24 protein-coding genes are annotated in these 22,362 nt (G+C 40.4%); 21 read left to right on the top strand and 3 right to left on the bottom strand.

The features are described from left to right. Nucleotides 1–7 precede the first annotated feature (7 nt). From BKH46_RS01875 to mnmA, 5 genes are all read left to right on the top strand, one after another. On the top strand, nt 8–400 hold the full coding sequence (locus BKH46_RS01875; RefSeq protein WP_095225137.1) for a 4Fe-4S dicluster domain-containing protein: 393 nt from the start codon (nt 8–10) through the stop codon (nt 398–400). A 14-nt stretch (nt 401–414) separates the two neighbouring features. After that, the gene (locus BKH46_RS01870; RefSeq protein ID WP_095225136.1) at nt 415–1,638 is read left to right on the top strand and encodes a 2-oxoacid:ferredoxin oxidoreductase subunit alpha; all 1,224 of its coding nucleotides are present in this window, start codon (nt 415–417) and stop codon (nt 1,636–1,638) included. 9 nt (nt 1,639–1,647) lie between these two features. Next, complete coding sequence (locus tag BKH46_RS01865; protein ID WP_095225135.1) at nt 1,648–2,592, top strand: thiamine pyrophosphate-dependent enzyme; 945 nt, start codon at nt 1,648–1,650, stop codon at nt 2,590–2,592. Between the two features lie 384 nt (nt 2,593–2,976). After that, a complete protein-coding gene (purB, locus tag BKH46_RS01860) occupies nt 2,977–4,308 on the top strand; it encodes an adenylosuccinate lyase (RefSeq protein ID WP_095225134.1) in 1,332 nt (443 codons plus the stop codon). A 195-nt stretch (nt 4,309–4,503) separates the two neighbouring features. Further along, nucleotides 4,504–5,532 (top strand): tRNA 2-thiouridine(34) synthase MnmA, encoded by a 1,029-nt coding sequence (gene mnmA, locus BKH46_RS01855; protein ID WP_095225133.1) that lies wholly within the window; start codon nt 4,504–4,506, stop codon nt 5,530–5,532. A gap of 165 nt (nt 5,533–5,697) precedes the next feature. Here mnmA and BKH46_RS01850 read toward each other — a convergent pair whose 3' ends face one another. Beyond that, on the bottom strand, nt 5,698–6,633 hold the full coding sequence (locus tag BKH46_RS01850) for a transglutaminase domain-containing protein (RefSeq protein WP_095225132.1): 936 nt from the start codon (nt 6,631–6,633) through the stop codon (nt 5,698–5,700). 311 nt (nt 6,634–6,944) lie between these two features. After that, nucleotides 6,945–8,390 carry a catalase gene (locus tag BKH46_RS01845; protein WP_095225131.1) on the bottom strand — a complete coding sequence of 482 codons (1,446 nt, stop codon included), beginning with the start codon at nt 8,388–8,390 and terminating at the stop codon, nt 6,945–6,947. A 378-nt stretch (nt 8,391–8,768) separates the two neighbouring features. Between BKH46_RS01845 and BKH46_RS01840 the strand changes: the two genes are divergently transcribed. The 4 genes from BKH46_RS01840 to crcB all read left to right on the top strand — a co-directional run bounded on the left by BKH46_RS01840 (nt 8,769) and on the right by crcB (nt 12,141). Further along, nucleotides 8,769–9,512 (top strand): class I SAM-dependent methyltransferase, encoded by a 744-nt coding sequence (locus BKH46_RS01840; protein ID WP_172402531.1) that lies wholly within the window; start codon nt 8,769–8,771, stop codon nt 9,510–9,512. Between the two features lie 88 nt (nt 9,513–9,600). Then, entirely contained in the window at nt 9,601–11,034 is a 1,434-nt protein-coding gene (locus BKH46_RS01835) for an acetyl-CoA carboxylase subunit A (protein ID WP_095225129.1), read from the top strand. A gap of 9 nt (nt 11,035–11,043) precedes the next feature. Continuing rightward, entirely contained in the window at nt 11,044–11,742 is a 699-nt protein-coding gene (locus tag BKH46_RS01830) for a uroporphyrinogen-III synthase (RefSeq protein ID WP_095225128.1), read from the top strand. A 9-nt stretch (nt 11,743–11,751) separates the two neighbouring features. After that, nucleotides 11,752–12,141, top strand: a complete 390-nt coding sequence (gene crcB, locus BKH46_RS01825) for a fluoride efflux transporter CrcB (protein WP_095225127.1) — start codon at nt 11,752–11,754, stop codon at nt 12,139–12,141. Here crcB and BKH46_RS01820 read toward each other — a convergent pair. Further along, the gene (locus BKH46_RS01820; RefSeq protein ID WP_253248271.1) at nt 12,110–12,796 is read right to left on the bottom strand and encodes an EI24 domain-containing protein; all 687 of its coding nucleotides are present in this window, start codon (nt 12,794–12,796) and stop codon (nt 12,110–12,112) included. The genes crcB and BKH46_RS01820 overlap by 32 nt on opposite strands. Before the next feature lie 177 nt (nt 12,797–12,973). Here BKH46_RS01820 and BKH46_RS01815 point away from each other — a divergent pair, with 177 nt between their 5' ends. The 12 genes from BKH46_RS01815 to recA all read left to right on the top strand — a co-directional run bounded on the left by BKH46_RS01815 (nt 12,974) and on the right by recA (nt 22,354). Next, nucleotides 12,974–13,807 (top strand): peptidylprolyl isomerase, encoded by an 834-nt coding sequence (locus BKH46_RS01815; protein ID WP_095225126.1) that lies wholly within the window; start codon nt 12,974–12,976, stop codon nt 13,805–13,807. A 9-nt stretch (nt 13,808–13,816) separates the two neighbouring features. Continuing rightward, entirely contained in the window at nt 13,817–14,740 is a 924-nt protein-coding gene (locus tag BKH46_RS01810; protein WP_095225125.1) for a class II fructose-bisphosphate aldolase, read from the top strand. Between the two features lie 15 nt (nt 14,741–14,755). Next, entirely contained in the window at nt 14,756–15,319 is a 564-nt protein-coding gene (gene efp, locus BKH46_RS01805) for an elongation factor P (protein WP_095225124.1), read from the top strand. A gap of 233 nt (nt 15,320–15,552) precedes the next feature. Continuing rightward, nucleotides 15,553–16,533 (top strand): phosphatidylglycerol lysyltransferase domain-containing protein, encoded by a 981-nt coding sequence (locus tag BKH46_RS01800; RefSeq protein ID WP_095225123.1) that lies wholly within the window; start codon nt 15,553–15,555, stop codon nt 16,531–16,533. Next, complete coding sequence (locus BKH46_RS01795) at nt 16,533–16,964, top strand: GNAT family N-acetyltransferase (RefSeq protein ID WP_095225122.1); 432 nt, start codon at nt 16,533–16,535, stop codon at nt 16,962–16,964. Before BKH46_RS01800 ends, BKH46_RS01795 begins: the two co-directional genes overlap by 1 nt. 216 nt (nt 16,965–17,180) lie before the next feature. Beyond that, a complete protein-coding gene (locus BKH46_RS09435; protein WP_172402530.1) occupies nt 17,181–17,354 on the top strand; it encodes a hypothetical protein in 174 nt (57 codons plus the stop codon). After that, nucleotides 17,351–18,262, top strand: coding sequence for a hypothetical protein (locus BKH46_RS01790; RefSeq protein ID WP_095225121.1), 912 nt, complete (start codon nt 17,351–17,353; stop codon nt 18,260–18,262). Before BKH46_RS09435 ends, BKH46_RS01790 begins: the two co-directional genes overlap by 4 nt. Before the next feature lie 3 nt (nt 18,263–18,265). Further along, nucleotides 18,266–19,078 carry a hypothetical protein gene (locus BKH46_RS01785; RefSeq protein ID WP_095225120.1) on the top strand — a complete coding sequence of 271 codons (813 nt, stop codon included), beginning with the start codon at nt 18,266–18,268 and terminating at the stop codon, nt 19,076–19,078. Between the two features lie 9 nt (nt 19,079–19,087). Then, the gene (locus BKH46_RS01780) at nt 19,088–19,822 is read left to right on the top strand and encodes a hypothetical protein (RefSeq protein ID WP_095225119.1); all 735 of its coding nucleotides are present in this window, start codon (nt 19,088–19,090) and stop codon (nt 19,820–19,822) included. A 105-nt stretch (nt 19,823–19,927) separates the two neighbouring features. Beyond that, complete coding sequence (locus tag BKH46_RS01775; RefSeq protein ID WP_095225118.1) at nt 19,928–20,299, top strand: hypothetical protein; 372 nt, start codon at nt 19,928–19,930, stop codon at nt 20,297–20,299. 247 nt (nt 20,300–20,546) lie between these two features. Further along, nucleotides 20,547–21,053: a DUF302 domain-containing protein gene (locus tag BKH46_RS01770; RefSeq protein ID WP_172402529.1), complete on the top strand. Its 507-nt coding sequence runs from the start codon at nt 20,547–20,549 to the stop codon at nt 21,051–21,053. Nucleotides 21,054–21,307: 254 nt separating this feature from the next. Next, complete coding sequence (gene recA, locus BKH46_RS01765) at nt 21,308–22,354, top strand: recombinase RecA (protein WP_095225116.1); 1,047 nt, start codon at nt 21,308–21,310, stop codon at nt 22,352–22,354. Nucleotides 22,355–22,362: the final 8 nt, after the last annotated feature.

Below are 22,362 nucleotides of genomic sequence, written 5' to 3'. Positions count from 1 at the left end.
GCTAGCGATGAAGGGTTGGAATGAATTTGAAATCGGAGCGATTTTGTTTCCATTTGCAGAAAAAGGGCAAGAAGCATTAGAATCCCATAATGATGAACGCAATTACACACCTGAAAGCTCTTATCAAGCCAGTGTAGCCCATTGGCGAGTTGAAAAACCTGTGCATAATAGCGAGGTTTGTATCAATTGTTTCAATTGCTGGGTGTATTGCCCTGATGCAGCCATCATTGCTAGAAATGAAAAACTCAGTGGCGTGGATTATGTGCATTGCAAGGGCTGTGGGGTGTGTGTGGAGGTTTGCCCTACAAACCCTAAATCTCTATTGATGTTTAGTGATCACGAAGACAACCAAACTGCCTTGGCTCAATGGCCCAAAAAAGAAGAGAAAAAGAACAACTAACTAAAGGAGATATTATGGCAAGCAGTGTTGAATTGCAAGAAATTGAGGTATGGGACGGGAATATGGCTGCTTCCCACGCCTTGCGCCAAGCCCAGATTGATGTTGTGGCCGCTTATCCCATTACGCCCTCTACGCCCATTGTGCAGAATTATGGTAGTTTTGTGAGTAATGGCTATGTAGATGGGGAGTTTGTGATGGTAGAATCAGAGCACGCTGCAATGAGTGCGTGTGTCGGGGCTGCTGCTGCGGGAGGTCGGGTAGCCACAGCGACAAGCTCGCAAGGCTTTGCCTTGATGGTGGAGGTTTTATACCAAGCATCGGGCATGCGTCTGCCTATAGTGCTCAATCTAGTCAATAGAGCCCTTGCTTCACCACTCAATATCCACGGCGATCATTCTGATATGTATCTTGGGAGAGATGCTGGCTGGATCAATCTATGCACCTGTAACCCACAAGAAGCCTATGATTTTAATTTGATGGCATTTAAAATCGCAGAAAATATGCAAGTCAGAATCCCCACTATCGTCAATCAAGATGGCTTTTTGAGCTCGCATACTGCCCAAAATGTGCGTCCTTTGAGCGATGAGGTCGCTTATCAATTTATCGGAGATTATCAGAGCAAAAACCCGCTACTAGATTTCACAAAGCCCGCAACTTATGGGGCACAGGCCGAGGAGGATTGGCATTTTGAGCATAAAGCCCAACTCCATAGTGCTATGATGCACGCTACCCCTGTGATTGAAGAAGTTTTTGAAGCATTTGCCCAGCTCACAAAGAGGCGATACCATATCGTAGAAACCTATGGGATTGATGATGCAGAAGTGGCGATATTTGCACTAGGGACAACCGTGGAATCAGCAAGAGTGGCAGCTAAAAAGGCCAGAGAGCAAGGTATCAAAGCAGGTGTGGTTACAATACGCGTTTTCAGACCTTTCCCATATTTAGAACTCGGAGAAGCCCTCAAAAATCTCAAAGCGATTGCAATCATGGACAAAAGCTTGCCAGCTGGGGCAATGGGAGCACTATTCAATGAAGTGGCCGCAGCCCTCTATCAGGCTAAAGATTCCAAACACCCTGTGCTATCTAATTATATCTATGGCTTGGGTGAGCGCGATTTGACGCAAGTGGATCTCTCTTGTATCTTTGCTGAACTGCACGCAAATGCACAAGCAGGCAAACTGACCCACCCCACTCAACAATTCATAGGGCTCAGAGGCCCTAAGATGAGCTTTTGCTAAGGAGAAAAAATGGTAAAAGAAGTTAAAAATCTGAAACAATTCAGTAAGTCTGCAGAAAAATTTGAGGGCGCACATCTTTTATGCCCTGGGTGTGCTCATGGAATGATTGTGCGGGAGGTTTTGAACGCTGTGGAGGGGCCTATCGTGCTAGGGAACTCTACGGGCTGCTTGGAGGTTTCTACAGCTGTGTATCCCTACACTTCTTGGGATGTGCCTTGGATACATATTGGATTTGAAAATGGTTCGACTGCTGTAGCAGGCGCTGAAGCGATGTATAAAGCCTTGGCTAAAAAGGGCAAATACACAGGTCAAAGACCTAAATTTGTTGCCTTTGGTGGTGATGGCGCTACTTATGATATAGGGTTTCAGTGGATCAGTGGGTGCTTTGAGAGGGGGCATGATATGACTTATATTTGCCTAGATAATGAAGTCTATGCCAATACTGGAGGCCAGCGCAGTGGCTCTACGCCCATTGGTGCGAGCACTTCTACCACGCCTGCAGGCAGAGTGAGCTATGGCAAAAAAGAAAAGAAAAAAGATATTTTGTTTGTGATGGCAGCCCATGGTGCTCCTTATGTCGCGCAAGTTGCACCTAATAAATGGAAAGATATGAATAAAAAAATCAAGCAAGCCATTGACACGCAAGGTCCGACCTTTATCAATGCGATGAGTGCTTGCACGACTGAATGGCGTTTTGATTCTAATCAGACCGTTGAAGTGAGTGATTTGGCTGTGGATAGCTTGGTATTTCCGTTGTTTGAGATTATTGATGGCAGGGAAGTGCGTATCACCTATCGCCCCAAAAACATTATCCCCGTCAGAGATTATCTGGGCGCACAAGGGCGATTCAAGCACCTTTTTAAGCCTGAAAATGAACATATCATCGAGCAATTCCAAAAAGATGTGGATAATCGGTGGGAATATCTCCAGCGCAGAGAAGAAGCCAAGGTCTGAGATAAGGGCTTGCTATTTGGCAAGTGATGGCTATCATCTATCGTGTTTATCTGTCTTGTATCAAATATTTTGAGGGGATAATCTCCTATCCCCCCTCCCCTCTTTTTTTTTGGTTTGTATAAAATATGTCAAGTGGGGCTTAAATATCAAGCACACACAAGGCTAAAATCTAGTTTCACACTTTAAATTTTAGTTTTTAAGCCCTAACTCTTAGCTCTAATTTTTAAGCCCTGATTCTTAATTTTGCTTGGGTTTGAACTCCTCTCTTTTATTTTTATCAATGATTGGCTTTAGGTGCGAGTGTATGGAGAAATTTTAAGGCTTTTATGCTATTTTTTGACTCTATTTTTTATAATACTTAAAATCTTTTAAGGAGTGGTCTTTATGGTTGAACGTTATGCGCGAGAGCAAATGAAAAAGTTATGGAGTATGGATGCGAAATATACAGCTTGGCTTCAAGTAGAAAAGGCTGTTGTCAAGGCTTGGAATCAGCTTGGTTTGATACCTGATGCTGCTTGCCAAAAGATTTGTGAAAATGCGCGTTTTGATATCAAAAGGATCGAAGAGATAGAAAAAATCAGCAAGCACGATTTGATTGCTTTTACCACTTCAGTGAGCGAGAGCTTGGGCGATGAGTCGCGATTTGTGCATTATGGTATCACATCAAGTGATTGTATCGATACAGCGACTGCTTTGCAGATGAAAGATAGCTTGGAGTTGGTGATTGAAGATGTTTTGGGATTGCGTGCAGTAATCAAAAAACGGGCTTTGGAGCATAAAGATACTTTGATGGTCGGACGCAGTCACGGGATACACGGAGAGCCTATTACTTTTGGTCTGGTCTTAGCGATTTGGTATGATGAACTCAATAGGCATTTAGCAGCACTCAAGGCAACTTTAGGGGTGGTTGCTGTGGGGGCTATTAGTGGTGCGATGGGGAATATGGCACACACGCCTATGGAGCTTGAAGAATTGGTCTGCCAAGAGCTAGGGCTCACGCCTGCGCCTATCAGCAATCAAATTATCCAACGCGATCGATACGCAAGATTGATGAGTGATTTAGCACTGCTAGCTAGTAGCTGTGAGAAAATAGCTGTAGCCCTCAGGCACTACCAGCGCACAGAGGTTTATGAAACTGAAGAATATTTTGCTCCCGGTCAAAAGGGCAGCTCAGCAATGCCACACAAACGCAATCCTGTGCTGAGTGAAAATATCACAGGGCTTTGTAGAATGATCCGCAGCTATGCAATCCCAGCGATGGAAAATGTCGCACTTTGGCACGAACGCGATATTTCTCATAGTTCTGTAGAGAGATTTATCTTGCCTGATGCGCTGATTACTAGCGATTTTATGCTCGATCGACTCAAGGGTTTGATTGAAAATCTTGTGGTATATCCTGAAAATATGATGAAAAATCTCAATCTCACAGGTGGGCTGGTGTTTTCTCAGAGGGTGCTCTTAGAACTGCCTAAAAAGGGAGTGAGTCGTGAAGATAGCTATAAAATTGTTCAAAGAAATGCGATGAAGGTTTGGGAAGATCTCCAGAAAGGCAAGAGCGCTTTAAATGCGCAAGGAGAAAGTCTGTATTTGCAGTATTTGCTAGCTGATACAGAGCTTTGTGCGATTATGGACGCACAGAGTATTAAAGATTGCTTTGATTATAGCTACTATACCAAAAATGTTGATAAGATTTTTCAAAGGGTTTTTGGGCACTAAGAGGGGTCAAATCAGATCTTGGGTAAGTGCTAGCAAAGGATAAAATAGCAAAAATAAGTATAAATATAATGTATATAAATCTTTTCGTTCTATAATTCCTAAGACACAAATGGTATCAAAAATATTTGGGTCAGATCGTATTAATGATGGATAGAAAAGCATATAAATTATAAAGATTTGATATAAGGAAATAAGATGAAGGTAGCACTTTTGATGAGCGGGGGGGTGGATAGCTCGTATTCAGCATACTTATTAAAATCCCAAGGACACGAAGTTTTGGGGATATATCTCAAGCTCCACGACAGAGAAGAAAAACACCAAATGTTTTTGCGTAATTGCCAAAAGGTTTCTAGCAATCTGGATTTTGCCTTTGAAGTCATCGATGCAAAAGAACAATTCAAAAAGGCTGTTTATGATGAATTTATCGCATCTTATGAGCGAGGAGAAACGCCCAACCCCTGTGCTTCATGTAATCCATTGATGAAATTTGGACTTGCGCTAGATTTTGCCCTAGGGCTTGGTTGTGAAAAGATTGCCACAGGGCATTATGCGCGTATCGAAGAGATTGATGGGGTCAAGAGAATCAGAGAAGCAAAGGATAAGACCAAAGACCAGAGCTATTTTTTGTATGCGATTTCTCAAGAGGCTATCGATCGCTTGATTTTCCCGTTGGGCGATATGCTCAAAGAAGAGGTGAAGCCTAGGGCGTTTGAAGTCATGCCTTGGTTGGGGAGTCTGGAAACTTATAAAGAATCTCAAGAAATTTGCTTTGTTGAAACAGATTATATCGACATCTTAAAAAAGCATTTGCAAGTAGAAAAAGAGGGGGTAGTCAAGGACAAGGCAGGCAATATAGTCGGCAAGCATAAGGGCTATATGCAATACACGATCGGTAAGCGCAAGGGCTTTAGTGTCAAAGGTGCACATGAACCTCATTTTGTCTTAGGTATCAACGCCCCTAAAAATGAAATTATCGTAGGCAAAAAAGAAGATCTTGCTACCAATCGGGTTGAGGCTATCAATAAATCTTTGCTGCAGAGTTTTAATGGCGGGGAATATAAGGTCAAAATCCGTTATCGCTCCAGCCCCTCAGAAGCAAAAATTATCATTGATGGCGAAAAGATTATCGCTGAACTCAAAGAGCCTGTATATGGCGTGGCTAAGGGTCAGGCTTTGGTCGTGTATCAAGATGATAAGGTTTTAGGCGGGGGTGTGATTATCTAGCTGCTTGCATAGGGGGGGTAATCAGCCTAAAAGTTAGGCTCAAAAGTTGGGTTTGGGGCAAATTCAAGCCAATTTCAAGCCAAATTCAAGCTAAGCCCAAGATAAATTCAAGATAGGCAAGTATCAAAAAGCCCCACTCTTTGGGTAAGAGCAGGGCGTGGGCTTTTAGGCAAGTTGTTTATAAGAGATGTGTTTCATGAAGTGTCTGCCCTCATAATAGCTCAATTTATCGCCATCTACAAGCGCAAAAGCATTGTCAAAAGAACTCAAAACCGATTTTTCAATTTGCACATCGCGGCCATAGTTAAGCAAGACAAAGTTCCCTAGCCATTTTTGCTGGCCATTGAGAGTGGGGTTAGCGATGGGAGTGATGGTGTCATAAGGTGTCCAGCCTTTGTTTTTGAGATAGACTTCAGATTTACTCACAAAAGCAGTTTTCCCTCCTTGGAGTCCTAGACCAAAGGCCTCTCTAGCAGGCAGATTGCACGCCCTGCATAAGGATACAAATAAAGTATTTGCACTGATATTTTCACCACTAAAAGCAATTTTTCCATCTTTGCTTTGTATTTTTCTGATACCTTCTTTGTTTTGGGCGTTTTCATAATCGAGATTGTTATAGATCCACGCATAGATATTGTGGGCTGTCTGTGTGTCATTGTTTGCCTTTAGGTGCTTAGCAAGGTCTTGGATCACCCCATCTGTGCGAATATATCGTGTGGGTTGTAGATATGCTTTGAGGTCTTGGCTGGCTAAGAGATTTTTGGAGTTTCTAGGAGTGAGGGAAACATCGACTGAGATAGAAATGTGTTTTGGCTTGGGTGTTTGATAGTAAGAGGCATAGATGAGGGGTGTGCTATCTTGACTATAGGTTTTATAAGTGTGGTAATTGCCTTGTATTCTGATATTGGTAGGCTGCTGAAAGTCTGAAGCTATAGGCATTGGAATCCAAATCTTGACTTCTTTGGCTGAATCAAAATGGATCTGATAAGAAAGATCCAAAGAAACTTTTTTGGCTTGAGAGTTGCCTGCATAGAGTATGCTTGAACCCATCAAAATACCTGTCCCCAAAATGCTTGTTTTGATAAAATCTCTTCGTTCCATTATTATCCTTTTAATAAAAAATATTTATAAATATAATATATCAAATAAAATAATCAATTAATAAAAATTATTTTTTGTTAAAAGGAGGTGTTGTGAGTCGATGGGGGAGCATATCAAATGAGATAAAGATCAAATGGGATAAAGATTTGAAAAAAGTGGGATCTAAGGTCAAACATCAATCAAACATCATTTAATTTTGAGTCAAAAGAGATTGCATACAAATCAATTGAGCGATGATGGGGTGAAAATCACAGCCAGACACTCGTATCCAACGAGTATCTGGTGTGTATTGAAAGCATAGGGGGAAAATCTTAGAGCACAAGTTCTGCAACGCGTTTGCCCCACGCAGGATCAGCCTTAGTGAAATGCTCAATCTGACGTTTTTTGATATCTGTAGGCACGCCCTCCATTGCTGCTTTGATGTTTTGGCAGAGTCTTTCTTTTTCTGCTGGGGTCATCAAGCGATACAAGTCGCCAGGCTGTGTGTAATAATCTTTGTCATCATCTCTGAAATTATAGTCATAGGCTGCTGTTTCTTTTTCAAGCTTACTCAAATCAAGTTTAGGCTCTTTGGCATTGGGGTCTTCTTTGTATCCAGGGAAAGAGCTTGGAGTGTAGTTGATCATCGAGCCATAGACACCTGTTTGCATGAAACCATCTCTTTGGGTTGTATGGAACGGGCATTTAGGCATATTGACAGGCAGTTGTGTGTGGTTGACGCCCAAGCGATACCTTTGTGTATCTCCATAAGAGAAAAGCCTACCTTGAAGCACTTTATCAGGGCTGTATCCAATCCCTGGCACGATATTTGCGGGGTTGAACGCAGCTTGCTCGACTTCTGCAAAGTAGTTTTCAGGGTTTTTATTGAGCTCGACAATACCCACTTCAATCAAAGGATAGTCTTTTTGACTCCAAGTCTTTGTGAGATCAAAGGGGTGGAAGCGATAGGTTTTTGCATCAGCTTCAGGCATAATTTGCACGCACATACGCCATTTAGGGAAGTTGCCTTTTTCGATATTTTCAAACAAATCTCTTTGGTGGGATTCGCGATCATTAGCGATGATAGCAGCAGCTTCTTCGTTGGTAAGGTTTTCGATACCTTGCATTGTTTTGAGATGGAACTTGACCCAGAATCGCTCATTTTTAGCATTGATAAAACTGAAAGTATGGCTTCCAAATCCGTGCATATGGCGATAACTCTTAGGGATACCTCGATCGCTCATTGTGATAGTGACTTGATGGAGGGATTCAGGATTAAGACTCCAATAATCCCACGCTGCTGTAGCACTCCTTAGATTGGTCTTTGGATCGCGCTTTTGAGTATGGATAAAGTCAGGGAATTTGAGGGCATCCCGCACGAAAAATACAGGTGTATTGTTGCCTACAAGATCCCAGTTCCCCTCTTCTGTGTAATATTTCATCGCAAAGCCCCTAGGATCTCTCTCAGCATCAGCAGCGCCTCTTTCACCTGCGACGGTTGAGAATCTGAAGAAACAAGGGGTTTTTTTGCCCACTTTGTTGAAAAGCTTTGCTTTGGTGTATTTGGTGATGTCATTTGTCACAGTAAATGTTCCATAAGCCCCACTTCCTTTGGCGTGGACGACTCTTTCAGGGATACGTTCTCTGTCAAAATGTGCTAATTTCTCCAAAAACCAAGTGCTCTGAAGGAGCATAGGTCCCCTTGGACCTGCGGTGAAAGAATCTTGATCATTCCCGATAGGCGTTCCGGTTGCATTTGTAAGTGTTACATTTTTCATTGTATGTCCTTTTTGAATTTATATACACCAAGCAGTATAGTAAATGATTATAAACAAATAATAAAAATTATCAATTAAAATTTTGTTAAATTTATAAGGTGTCGCCCCATACAAAGCTAGATTCTCGCTCCAAGCTCGGTATTTTAGGATATACACAGCACATATAGACCAAAAATAGGGGCATGCAGTGTGTGTATAGAAATGACACTTTTGGTATCAATGTGTTTTGAATTCTGATAAATATCGGAGTGGTTGGGGGGTTTAGGTTGCTTTAAGTTGCTATCCCATACAATGTGCTGCGTTGTTGCTTTTATCAAAGCACAAGGATACAAAGAGCCTAAAATATGGGGCTTTGAGGGCGTGGCTAAAGGAGAGAAAATGCCAAATATTTGGGATCAAAAATCAAAAAATTTCCCCGGCTTTTGCCTTGAAGACACTGAAAGTATGCAGATATTGGATTATTTCAAGGAGCAAGGGATCTGCTGGAGAGGGAAAAATGTCTTAGATATTGGCTGTGGGAGCGGGCGCTATGCACTCAGATTTGCCCAAGAGGCCAAAAAAGTCTATGCCACGGATATTTCAGCAGGTATGATTGAGCGACTTTTGAGAGATGTCGATAGCTATGGTTATAGAAATATCATCGCTAGTTGTGAGCCTTGGGAGGAGTATGACCCCAAAAGCCCTATTGATATAGCCTTTGCTTCGATGACTCCAGCGTTATCGAATTTCAAAGCTTTTCAAAAGGCTTTCACACTTGCCAAAGAAGCCCTAGCATATGTGGGTTGGGGGCGCAAAAGAGAATCAGCTTTTTTGCAAAAAGTATTCAAAGCCCACCATATACAATTAGAGCTCCCCACAGGCGCACCAGATGTGATGCAGTTTTTAGCCCAAATGGGTAAGCACCCCAAAGTGAGCTATATCCAAAAGACAAAAATCTATCGCAATAGCTTAGATAATGCCATCAATGACATAGCTTGGCATATTAGTATCCATCAAGCAGTGCCCAATAAAGAGCTGATACATACCCTCATCAAAGAAGAAATCGCACGCACAAATCAAACTGATGATACATTTTCTTATAGCACGCAGATGGAAATTGGTCTGATTGCCCTCATCAAATAATCCCACTGCTATCAATAGCAAACTTTATCATTGAACGGGAGTGATAAGTTGTATAATAGCGATATATCGTATTCTCAAAGGGGGCTTGATGTTTACTAAAATCTTAATTGCCAATCGTGGAGAAATCGCTGTGCGTATTATCCGTGCGTGCAATGACTTGTGTGTCAAGAGCGTGGGGATCTATGCAGAGGCTGACAAGGATTGCTTGCATATCAAAATGGCCCAAGAAGCCTATAGCGTGGGCAAAGACCCAATCAAGGGTTATTTAGACCCTGAATTGATTATCAAAATTGCCAAAGAAAGTGGCGCACAAGCTATCCACCCTGGTTATGGGTTTTTGAGTGAAAATGCTGATTTTGCCAGAAAGGTCGCACAAGCCGGACTTGTTTTCATCGGCCCCTCAGCTGCAGTGATTGCAAAAATGGGAGATAAAAACCAAGCAAGAGATCTGATGCAAGCCAATGGTATCCCTATCGTGCCCGGCACTCAAGTCCTCAACCAAGCCACACACGCACAAATTAAAGATTTTGCCAATCAAATCGGCTATCCTGTCATACTCAAAGCCAGCGGGGGAGGGGGCGGGCGAGGGATACGCACTATCTATACAGAGAGCGAGCTTATTGATGGTTTTGAAGCTTGCAAACGCGAGGCCAAGGCGTTTTTCAACAATGATGATGTGTTTATGGAAAAATATATCCAAAATCCCAGACATATTGAATTCCAGATACTTGCAGACAATTATGGAAATGTGATCCATTTGCTCGAACGGGATTGCTCGATCCAGCGCCGCCATCAAAAGCTCATAGAAATTGCCCCAAGTCCTTTGCTAGGCGATGATTTGCGTTGCAGAATGGGTGCTGCTGCAGTGAGGGCAGCTAAAGTATCGGGCTATTCAAACGCAGGGACCGTGGAGTTTTTGCTCGATGAGGACAATCGATTTTATTTTATGGAGATGAATACGCGTATCCAAGTTGAACACGGTATCACAGAAGAAATCACAGGGCTAGATCTCATCGCTAGGCAAATTCGTATCGCTAGTGGGGAGCTTCTTGAGCTTTCACAAAGCGATATCAAACACCAAGGCTTTGCGATAGAAGCTAGAATCAATGCTGAAGACCCTTATAAAGATTTCACGCCAAATGGAGGGAAAATCACAGGCTATTACCCTGCGTTAGGGCCTTTTGTGCGTGTGGATAGCTGTATTTATAAAGATTACACACTCCCGCCCTTTTATGATTCTATGATAGCTAAAGTCATTGTGCGGGCAAGTAGCTATAATCTTGCTGTCAATAAAATGGTGCGTGCATTGGAGGAATTTAAGGTAGAGGGCATTGCAACAACCGTAGCGTTTTTGCTAGCAATCTGTAAAGAAAAGAATTTCAAACGCGGGGATTTTGATACTTCTTATCTGCAGACCCATAGCCCCCATCTGCTCCCACAAGAAGTGCCTGATGAGGTCTTTGAAGCTGTTGCTATGGCTTTGTGTGCTCGATATGGACAGGAGCAAAGAGAGAATCATTGAGGATAGAAAATGAGAGAAATTGTTTTAATCAATTCAAAACAAAACCCTAAAGTCAAAACTTTAATCGTGAATAAAATCGAGCTTTTGCCCATCAAAAAGGCTATTTTAGAGCTGCATATAGACCTCAATCAGATAAGAAAAAGTGTCGATGCTCTGATATTTACCTCAAAATATGCTTGCAAATCCTTGCTGACAAATATGCAAAAGCACCCTGAATTAGAGGCTTTCAGGCATATCCCTGCCTTTGTCATCGGAGAAAACACAGCCCAAAGCCTCAAAGAAGCACATTTCACGATAGAATACATAGGTTTAGACTCGCACGGAGCGGGATTTTCAAGCGAGATTATCCCTCTGCTTAAAAACAGAAAGCCCCTCTATTTTCGGGCAAAAAAGATAGTTTCTGGACTAGATACCAAGCTCTTAGAGGCCAAAATCAAACTCAAGCAAATTATTGCCTATGAAAACAAAACCAATACCATTGACAAAGCTTGCAAACCTCTACCCAAATCGATTTTGATTTTTACTGCACCAAGCCATTATCTGGCCTTCAAGCAGAATTTTGGTTGGGACGCTAGCTATAGTGCTGTAGCCATTGGTATGACAACTTTTGGTGTGTTTGATAGCGAAGTGGAGGGCTTTGTCAGTCCTGATCAAAACATAGACAGCTGTATAGAATTTGCCAAAGAATTGGCACTAAAACTCCCATAAAGGCATACAATGGATTTTATTTGGGTTGGAATCGGTGGGGCGATCGGCAGTGTGCTGCGCTTTGGCTTAGGCAAGCTTTTGCCTTTGAAACTATGGGTATGGAGCTTTCCTTTAGGGACTTGGAGTGTGAATCTTATCGGAAGTTTTTTGATCGGATTTGTGAGTCTTTTGCTTGCACACAAGCTATTGGGGAACGATTTTAGAGTGTTTTTTGTCATAGGGGTTTTGGGCGGCTTTACGACTTTTTCATCTTTTGGACTCGATACTTTTACTCTGCTGCTTCAAAAAGAATATTTCAAGGCAATATTTTATATCCTCAGCACCAATCTTTTAGGTCTTGTGCTTGTAGGAGTGGGCTGGGGAGTGGCTAAGGTTGTTTTGAAGCCCTATTTTGCTTGATTTCAAGGAAATACCTTGCGATAATGAGAGTCTGGAGCAAGGTCGCAAAGAGATTAAAAACAGGTATCAATGCAAACAAATAAGCAATGATACTGATTTGATAATGGCTGATTTTATGCGTTTTAAGGGTGTGATGGTAGTCAGATACTTCAAAGATAGAGCTACCCACATCAAAAAACATTGTGTTTTTGAAGAAAAAGAAATGCGGGATTAAAATCGCAAACACGCCTATAAGGGGGATAAAATAGAGTGGTATCAAGATGAGCGTGGAGAGGATAAAATACACTAAATACTTGATGTAATGCCCGATCACTTCTCCTATCCCCCCAAAAGAGGAGATTTGGAGGTTGGGGTAATATTTTTTATGGAGGTATTTGATAGCAAGTGGGGTATAAAAGATTGCGATAAATACATTGCCGATGAGGGCTAAAATGATGACAAAAAAGCCCAATAAAATATAAAGCAAAGCCGCAATCAACGCACTCCCAATGCCCGCTAGAATCCCTTGAGAAGCTAAGATTTTCTGCCAGCTAAGAGGCAAGAGATGTTCTAGGACCCCAAGTAAATCACTGCTAAAATAAAACAACACCACCCCCCAAAACAGCACGCCAATGAGTATGGGTAAGATATTGAGTGCGAGCATTTGAGGACTCAAAAAGTCCCCCAGCTTTTCTTGATGATACCTATCATTATTCTATTCTTTTTGATAATCTAGTGCTTTTCGGCGATGAGAATTTATCTTTTATTGACTTTATTTAAGTTTAAAAGGTAAGATTTCAAAATGTGTCGCTGCTTAGAGGCGATAAATTTAAAATAATTGGAGATTGATAGAATGAAAAAGAATATTGTGAGTATTATCCTTGCAGGTGCGTTGTTTGTTGGATTTGCAGGAGCAAAAACTCTTGCAACAGTCGATGGCGTAGCGATCACAGAAAAAGACTTTGATGTCATCAAGCAAAGAGTGCCTAACTTTAACTTCGATAGCCTCAAAGATGACCAAAAAAAGGCTCTTTTAGATCAAGCTATCAATAATATCCTCATCGAAAAACAAGCCAAGAAAGACAAAATTGAAGATTCTGAGGAGTTCAAAAACGCTCTGACAGCTTTCAAAAAGCAACTTTTAGTTGAAGTTTGGGCTAAGAAACAAGCTGAAGCTATCAATAAAACTAAAATCCCAGAAGCTAAACTCAAAAAATATTATGATGACAACAAGCAGCAATTTGTCCAGCAAGAAGCCCACGCTCGTCATATACTTGTCAAAACTGAAGATGAAGCTAAAAAAATAATCTCAGAACTCAACAAAACCCCCAAAGCAAAAGTTGAATCCAAATTCATTGAGCTTGCCAATAAAGATTCGATTGATCCCAATACAAAAAATACTCAAAATGGTGGGGATTTAGGAACTTTCCAAAAAAACCAAATGGTACCAGAGTTTGCTAAAGCTGCCCTTGAACTCAAGCCAGGGACTTATACCAAAACACCTGTAAAAACAGAGTTTGGCTATCACATTATCTATCTTATCAGCAAAAAAGACCCCAAAACTTATAGCTTTGATGAAGCCAAACAAACAATCGAAGCAATGCTTAAAGAGCGAAAATTCCAAGAAGAGATGAAAGATAAAATCGATAATTTGAGGAAAAAAGCTAAGATTGATATTTCTAAGTAAAGGGTTTTTATGTTGGTCGTTGGCAATGAGATTTTGCAGCAAGCACACAAAGAGGGCTATGGAGTCGGGGCGTTCAATTTTGTGAATTTTGAAATGCTCAATGCAATTTTTATGGCCGCCCATCAAGCCTCTTCCCCACTGATTATCCAAGCAAGTGAGGGGGCTATCAAGTATATGGGTATTGATATGGTCGTGAATATGGCACAAACGATGGCAGCGCGTTATCCCCATATCCCTGTAGCACTCCATCTCGACCACGGCACGACCTTTGAAAGCTGTCAGAGAGCTATTGCAGCAGGTTTTACTTCTGTGATGATCGATGCCTCCCACCACCCCTTTGAAGAAAACCTAGCCCTCACCACTCAAGTAGTCAAGGAAGCACACAAGCACGGCGTGAGCGTAGAAGCCGAGCTAGGTAGGTTGATGGGGATTGAAGATAATATCTCTGTTGATGAAAAGGACGCTGTGTTAGTCAATCCCAAAGAAGCAGAGATTTTTGTTCGTGAATCTAAAGTGGATTATCTAGCCCCAGCTATTGGCACAAGTCACGGGGCTTTTAAATTCAAAGGAGAGCCCAAGCTTGATTTTGAGCGTTTGCAAGAAGTCAAGAGATTGACAGATATTCCTTTGGTGCTCCACGGTGCGAGTGCGATCCCTGATGGCGTGCGGGAAGCGTTTTTGCAGACAGGGGGTGATCTCAAAGGGAGCAAGGGCGTGCCTTTTGAGTTTTTGCAAGAAGCAGTCCGTGGGGGTATCAATAAAGTCAATACGGATACAGATTTGCGTATTGCTTTTATGGCTGAAGTCAGGCGCATAGCTAATACAGAGAATACACAATTTGACCTCAGGAAGTTTTTTACCCCAGCGATGGAAGCTATCCAAAAGGTCATTGTAGAGCGTATGCATTTACTAGGCAGTGCGAATAAAATATAAACAAGAGGAGCGTGTATGGCAATTGGAATGGGTGAATTGAAAAAAGGTTTGAAAATTGAAATGGAGGGCGTGCCTTATCGGATTGTCGAATACCAACATGTCAAACCCGGCAAGGGAGCGGCCTTTGTGCGTGCTAAAATCAAATCCTTTTTAGATGGCAGAGTGATCGAAAAGACTTTCCACGCAGGGGATAAATGCGAAGAACCCAATTTAGTTGAAAAGTCAATGCAATATCTCTATCACGATGGCGATACCTATCAGTTTATGGATACAGAAACTTATGAGCAGATAGCACTCAATGATTCTCAAGTCGGCGAAGTGTCTAAGTGGATGCTAGATGGTATGGGCGTGCAAGTTTTATTCCACAATGATAAGGCGATTTCTGTAGATGTGCCCCAAATTGTAGAGCTCAAGATCACACAAACAGCCCCCAATTTCAAGGGCGACACTTCCAGTGCGAGCAAGAAACCTGCTACTTTAGAGACAGGTGCTATCGTGCAGATTCCTTTTCATGTCCTAGAGGGCGAGGTCATTAGAGTCAATACTGAAACAGCAGAATATGTAGAAAAGGTCAAGTAAGCCTGCCTTTTCTCTTCTGTTGTGCCTTTTATGATTCTTCTATTTGTTTTACTTCTTTTGTATCACTTTAAATTCTCTCAAATCTTTTCACACATAGCTATATTCTTTTATTTTTAAGGTATTTTTAAAATCCCCCCTAAGGTCTTAAACGCGGGGGAAAAATCATCAAAAATTGTGGATAAATCTTAAGATTTGTAGGTATAATTCCCGCCAAATTTTATAAAGGCTAAAAAGTGGCAACCATCAATATTTTAGAGTATAAACTCAAGCCTTTTGTCATCGAGACAAAAGAAATTATGGAAAGTTATTTGCGTAAGACACAAGTAGAAGTCAGCGACTATTCGTTTGCAGCTAATTATATTTGGCTCTCAAGGACGAGTGGTTTTTATGAGATTATCGATGATACATTTTGTCTGTTTGTGATGACAGGGGGGGAGCTCTCAATGCTTTTACCCCCATTGGGCAAGCCCAGCCAATGTTATAGCGCGATCCCTAAATGCTTTGATATCATGAACGAAAACAATTCATCTAATTATTATTCAAAAATAGAATATGTGTGTGATGAATTTTTGGAGGGTTTTATCACTTCAAGCAATGAGGGCGAGGTGATTTTCTCATCTTTGGAAAATTATGTTATCGAAAAAAAGCTTGTTGATTATATCTACAAAACCAATGATCTCATCGAACTCAAAGGCAATGCTTACCACGCCAAACGCAACGAAATCAATAAATTCAAAAAAGCATATCCTGATTTCAGTATACAGACCCTAGACCCCGAGAATCACGCAATCCCTATCAATCATCTGTTTAATAAATGGGTGAGTGATCGTATGAAATATATGCCCAAAGAAGAGATCGATGTTTTTATGGATGGTATCTATCAAGAGCGGCTTGCTGTCAAACGCGTGTTGCAAGATTATTGTGCGTTGGGCTTGGTGGGGCTGGTGATTTATATTGGCGATGAACTCAAAGGCTTTACTGTCGGTGAGCAAGTCAGAGAAGACACAGCAAGTGTGTTGATAGAAAAGACAGATTTTGAAGTGCTCGGCTGTGCGCAGTTTATTTTCAGAGAATTTTGTAAGGTCTTAAAAGAACGTTACAACACTGAATATATCAATGTTGGCGATGATATGGGCTTTGAAAATCTCAAAAAAGTAAAAATGTCCTATCGCCCCGAGAAGCTAGTCCCCAAATACACAATCTATCAAAAATAATGCTCCAACCAACTACTATAGATGATATCAAGACACTTTGTGCGATAGAAAATAGTCTATTCACCCCCCAAGAGGGGCGTTTCTCAAGACGCATTTTCCTTTACCATCTCCGCTTTTCTAATAGACTTTTTACATTTTTTTACAAAGGCCAGATAGCGGGCTATTTGCTCTTGTTAGAACATACAAATTCCTTGCGTATCTATTCTTTAGGCGTTGCTTTAGCCTTTCAAGGGCAGGGATTGGGCAAGTCTTTATGCCTTGAAGCAATCAAGCAAGCAAAAGAGCGTCAAAAATCTCGCATCTATCTAGAAGTCCGCTGCAGCAATCATAGGGCTATTGCTCTGTATGAAAAGCTAGGCTTTGTCCCCAAAAAAGTCTTACCATCTTATTATGCTTGCGAAGATGGGCTGAAGATGGAAAAAACTCTTTAAAACCCACAATTTCTATTCTCTTATTTCAGACTGATTTTGCACCAATGCTGCAAGGCTTTGGGATTGATGTCCCCAAAGATACTTTGAGATTATCTAATGAAAAAATATTTTAAATAAATCGAGTAAAAGCTATTTTTATCCAATGATAGATATTGCTGCAATCTTGAGATAAAATAAATTGCAATATAAAATTGCAATATAAACAGGAGTAATGAAATGATTGAAAGAGAAATAGAAAGAAAAATAGAAGATGTCGTCCGCAAAGAATCAGACAAGATTACAAGGGCAATCAATGAAAATGACAAAAAACTCCGCAGAGATATGGAAGCTTTGATAAAAAAGAGTAAAGATGAGCTCATGAGAGAGATTGAGAGAAAGATAAAAAAATGACTGAAAGATATACACTCAAAGAGGGGATTATAAAGGTTTTGGAGCAAGCTTCAGAGCCATTATCTCGAGGGAGAGTTCATAACAAACTTCAGGAACTAGGATCGCACAACTTGACTGATTGCCAAAAATCAAAGGTTTGGGATAAAACAGGTGAGATTCTTAAAAGTGATACAGAAACTTTTATCCTTTATGGGGTGGGAGTCAAAAAATATTGGCTTAAAAGCAGAGGAGAGTATCAAAAAGCCCCTGATAAAGATATTTCCAATACTGCAACAGATGGATTCCACGAGAGAGCGCTCCACCCCCTTTTGGTGAAATTTATCAACGAAGACCCTTATTTCAAAGCCTATTGCAAGACAATCTTTCACGAAGAAAGCAAAAATGGCAAAAAAGGCGAAAATCAATGGCTTTATCCTGATGTGATTGCTGTGCAGTTTGCAAAGGATAAATACAAAAATATTGACCCTGATTTGATGCCATTTTTTGATATCCCCCGCTGCAGTATTTTTTCTTTTGAAATCAAAAAAGAGCTGAATACTTGCAACTTTACAGCCTGTCTTTCTCAAGCACTTAATAATTCTTTATGGGCAAATGAGGGCTATCTGGTCGCTTTAAAAATTGAGCCAGAGTTGCTAGAACAAATCAAAACCCGAAGAGATATTCCTATTGGCATTATCGAGCTCAAGGCAAGCGATATTTCAAAAAGCATTACCCATCAATACAGCCAAAGGCGCGCATTAGATATTCGCTATATCGATACATTGTTCGGTCAGCACGATAAATTTAAGAAATTTTTCAAAGATGTGCAAGACACTATCAAGGGCGGAAAGGTCGATCCTGATGATTATGATACAGTTTTCAAAGATGGCGAAGTGAAAAAGTATATCAGAAATCATAAAATAGGTTGAGAGATGAAAAAGGTGAAAAAATGGTTGATTTTATGGGTTTTTCTAAGTGGTGTTGTTTTTGGAGAAGATTTTCCAAAACTTGATATTGAAAGGATGTATAAGGAATTAAAACATATTGAACCTTATAAAACCAAAGCAGACACCATAGCTGAAATATGGGAAGAAGACAGTTATACAAAGAAATCTTTGAGAAAAGACAAGGGGTTGGGATTTTTTATTGGTTTGCAATACTTGATTGGGTCTCAAGATGATTATACTACTGATACGGGAATGATTGGTGATTTATATGGTCAATTCGGGCGCCTTTTTGAAAATAAAAGAATTTTTCAGTCCGTCAATGTAAAGGCGGGCTATATGATTCCATTGTTTTACCCTGAGAAGCGGAAACCAATTGATGAATCTTTTGATGATGATTATTCGGCCGATGACCATTTGGATACATCGCTTCTATATGCGTCTCCATCGGTAAGTTTGGGCTATGATTTTAAAAATATCAACCTTACTTTGGGAAGTGATTTAGGCTACTTGTCTCCAAAGAACTGGTCGTTTTTTGTAGGAGTTTATTATGTTTATCAGTCAAACTATACGAATTTAAAGCCTGATTATATATTCTTCAGTGGGGGCAAACGGCAAACTAAACAGGTGCCTACAACTTTTACCAATAACGCAGTTGCCTTTGATGCTGGGATTGGGCGTTTATTTTCTAAGCATATGCGCTTTGAGATTAGGTATCGACTTCAAGCCAATTTGACTAAAGAACATTATTTTAATTCGTATTTGAATGCTTTGATATTGGGTCTGAATTATAATTTTTAAGGATAAAAAATGAAATTTATTTTAGTGTTTGTCTTTTGGGGTCTTTTTCTTTTTAGTGCCCCGTCTTTGGAAAAATGTCAAAGCAATTTTGATGAGTGTTTGGTCGGAATGCAATATTATACTGACGCTTATGATCCAGACAAAGCAAGAGAATTTAAAAATATCATTGATAAAAAGTATCTTGAAGCTTCAGATCATATTGAGTCTGCAAAACAAAGTGTTTTCGAATATTATTTGAGCAAAATTCCTATTCCCAATATTTCTGAAACACCTCTTAAAAAACCCAAAATTCCTTATGAGATTGTCAAATGTTTTGGTAAGAATAAAAAAGAAATCATTCATTCAGAGTCTGAATTAAAGATATTTCAAGTTCTTAAAGATGGATTTTTGGTTTATTCTCCACGCTGTATAGATGTTCAACAAGTGATTTTTATTGAGAAGTCAGGTTTTGGAAATGACTATGCCGATGGGGATTATCTTGATTCTGAATATTACATATATGACGGGACATATTCATACACGACAAAAGACTTTATTGATAAAACGGTAAGAAAGTATAAAAATGCGACAAATATGAAAGAAATCAAACCATTATTAGATTTTGAACAAGAAAAGGTAAAGATATATGAAAAAAGAAAACAAGATGAACTAATGAGACAGACACTGATTGAAAAAGCAGAACAGAAAGCACAGGAGCAAACCCAAAAATATTTTGAGAAATATGACAAGGGTCTTGAAAAATAAAATCAGTAGTCGGTGTTTTGGGTTGCAACCTAAGTGCTCATCTTGTGACCAATCAGGCATTCGGCTTTTAAAATATTTGAAAATCAAAATACGAAAGGATAAGTAGTGGAAGCATTAGTAGCTTTTCCTATGGTCTTTAGTTACATCTTTGAAGAAGTTGTTCCAAACGCCTTTGCATTTCTTCCCCTTGTAATCTTGTTTTTATTAATACTATTCTGTCTCGTTTTTTTCGGTCAAATGAGATCTTCTGCTTGTGAGAAATGCAAAATGACTTGGGCGTTTAGTCGGCAAAATATACAAGAATTATCTCGAGTGCGTTGTGAGACCAAAAAACGGGTAGGCAGCGACAGCAAAAAAATTAAAGTCAGAGATTTCTATAAAGTGCAACGAAGTGTGGATTATGTCTGTAAAAATTGTGGCATTACAATCACTAACATCGAAAAATATGAAGAAACTATCCATGAATACACTTTTTAGATACTTGTTGATAGGTCGCTTCAATTTTTGCAATAAGCAAACTAACCAAGAAACGAAGAAATAAAAATTATCTAGCAATGTAGAATAATTGACTATAAATAAATGATTAAAATAGATACTCAAAAATTAAAAGACTTGGTGGGCAAAAAATGATAAAAAATGAGTGCAAGATATATGCTTTGAATCATTTCTCTTTTGTTTGTTAGGCAAAATCAACTATAATGATGGCATTTCCAAGGAGTAAATGATGAAAAAGATTTTAGCAAGCATTATTTTATTAGCAAGTTTTAGTATCGCCCATCAAATCCAAGAGGTATATCAAATGAAAAACTTCACCCCTAATCCTGCGAGTATCTCTAAATACGATCCCAAATATTTGAACCTCAAAGTCAGCAATTATGACTTTGCTACCACGCTCAATCGTGCTAAAGACCTCATCTCACAGCAGAAATTAAAACTTTTTGCTATTTTAGACCATTCCCAAGCAGCCACAGAATTTGACCAGAGCTTGCCTCCTACGAGTGTGGTGGTCTTTGGTAACCCAGCTGTTGGCACTGCCAAGATGGCACAATACCCCAATTTAGCTATCGAACTGCCTATGAAGGTCTTGATTTATGAAAGGGATAATAAAGTTTTTGTGGGCTTTGTCAATCCAAGCTTTTTTGCTAAAGCTATAGGACTTGATGCTAAAGACCCCTTTATCCAGAACACTCAAAAGGCTTATGAAAATTTCACAAACCATATCGTCCATTGAGCCAAGCCTATCATCTTTTGCCCTCTGTGCTCTTGAGTGATAAGACCAAAGAGAGCAGAGGAGTGGTGGAAAGGGATTTGAGGGCTTGATGTGATTTGGGCTGTGTGGGGAGCGTGTGTTTTATCGCGTTTTATTGTATTTTACTTATGTTTTGTTATATTTTTGGACTGCGTGTAAGCTCATTTTAGTCAAGACTTCGGTAAAATGCGTATCATTTGAGGATAAAAGCAAAAGAATACAACGAAAGGAACATAATGGCAATTGATGAAAAAAAGCAAAAGGCTATTGATCTTGCGCTCAAGCAGATCGACAAGGCTTTTGGTAAAGGTGCGCTCGTGCGATTGGGCGATAAGCAGATAGAAAAAATCGACTCTATTTCGACAGGCTCACTGGGTTTGGATATGGCATTGGGTATTGGTGGTATCCCTAAGGGCAGGATTATTGAAATCTATGGCCCTGAATCAAGTGGTAAGACCACTTTGAGCTTGCATATTGTCGCAGAGTGCCAAAGGAGCGGTGGGATTTGTGCTTTTATCGATGCAGAGCACGCATTAGATGTGTATTATGCTAAGCGTTTGGGTGTGGATACTGAAAACCTCCTTGTATCTCAGCCTGACACAGGGGAGCAAGCACTTGAGATACTTGAAACTCTCACACGGAGTGGTGCTGTGGATTTGATTGTCATTGACTCTGTAGCAGCCCTCACGCCTAAGGCTGAGATAGAGGGCGATATGGGGGATCAGCACGTGGGCTTGCAAGCAAGATTGATGAGCCATGCCCTCCGTAAAATCACAGGGGTTTTGCATAAGATGAACGCGACATTGATTTTCATCAATCAAATTCGCATGAAAATCGGCACAATGGGCTATGGGAGCCCAGAAACAACCACAGGGGGCAACGCACTGAAATTTTATGCGAGTGTTCGGATCGATATCCGACGCATTGCTACCTTGAAGCAAAATGAACAACAAATTGGCAATCGTGCAAAAGTCAAAGTTGTCAAAAACAAAGTCGCCCCGCCTTTTAGGGAAGCAGAGTTTGATATTATGTTTGGTGAGGGTATCAGTCAAGAGGGTGAGATCATCGATTATGGTATCAAGCTTGATATTATTGATAAAAGTGGTGCGTGGCTGAGCTATGGGGACAAAAAGCTAGGGCAGGGGCGCGAAAACGCTAAAGTCTTACTCAAAGAAGATAAAGCCCTAGCCCAAGAAATCACAAATAAAATCAAAGAACAAATTGGTGCGACAGAAGAGATTTTACCTCTGCCTGATGAGCCACTTGATGAGATGAGCGAATAAGGAGCGTA

The organism is Helicobacter sp. 12S02634-8, assembly GCF_002272865.1.
Classification (GTDB): domain Bacteria; phylum Campylobacterota; class Campylobacteria; order Campylobacterales; family Helicobacteraceae; genus Helicobacter_J.
This window is presented reverse-complemented; position numbering and strand designations above follow the sequence as displayed.